The sequence below is a fragment of the Pseudoalteromonas sp. NBT06-2 genome (genome assembly GCF_002276045.1).
In the GTDB taxonomy this organism is placed as follows: domain Bacteria; phylum Pseudomonadota; class Gammaproteobacteria; order Enterobacterales; family Alteromonadaceae; genus Pseudoalteromonas.
In genome coordinates, this window is record NZ_NQMR01000285.1 from 1 (window position 1) to 726 (window position 726).

The 726-nt window shown below is 31.4% G+C and carries 1 protein-coding gene; it reads right to left on the reverse strand.

Features of this window, described 5'->3' with window-relative positions:
* Positions 1-76: 76 nt before the first annotated feature.
* Positions 77-220 carry a hypothetical protein gene (locus CJF42_RS27895; protein WP_170940772.1) on the reverse strand — a complete coding sequence of 48 codons (144 nt, stop codon included), beginning with the start codon at positions 218-220 and terminating at the stop codon, positions 77-79.
* Between the last annotated feature and the right edge of the window lie 506 nt (positions 221-726).

The following is a 726-nucleotide window of genomic DNA, read 5'->3' on the forward strand; positions in this document are numbered from 1 at the left end:
CACGGGTTATTGAGGTGTTACTTCTTTTTTATTTAACTATTTGATTAATAAGTTGCTTTTATCTTGTTTTGTTTTTTTACTGTTCAGTTTCAATGGATGAGTTAATTTCAGTTACTTGTTCATTCACAATATTGTGTGAACTAAAATACCAGATACTTGTTAATACACCTAATAGGTAAGTGCCAGAGATAATGGCAAGGTTATGTATTTTGTTATTCATTAATGAACTTCCTTTGCTTTATAAAATTGATTGTTAATTTAGACTTGCTACTTTTGGATAAACTCCCATGTATCAGCGCCATCGAATAAGCGAATATTAATTTTATTTAATATTTATTCTGGCATTATTCTTAAGTTAACAGCCATTTTTTGAGAGTTCATTTTATCTCTAGGCCCTCGGCGAATTTAAACAGGGTTTATGCTGCGTTATTAATTTTGATAAGGGAACAACCATTATCTTCAATTAATGCCTTACCTAAATCCTGTTTAATTCTCGCTGAAATAGCGCATTTTGAGGTATCATGGGTATATACCCAAGCCACTTCAAGATGCGTTATTGATCTTGAAAAGGGAATAACCATTCTCTGCAATCAATGTCTTGCTTAAAGCGCTTCTAATTCCAACTGAATCATGCATCTTGAAGTCGTTTGAGTATAGAGGCATTTAATCCTGTTACGACTAATATTTCATTGATTGGTTTTAGTAGTAATTTTATTTATGAACATA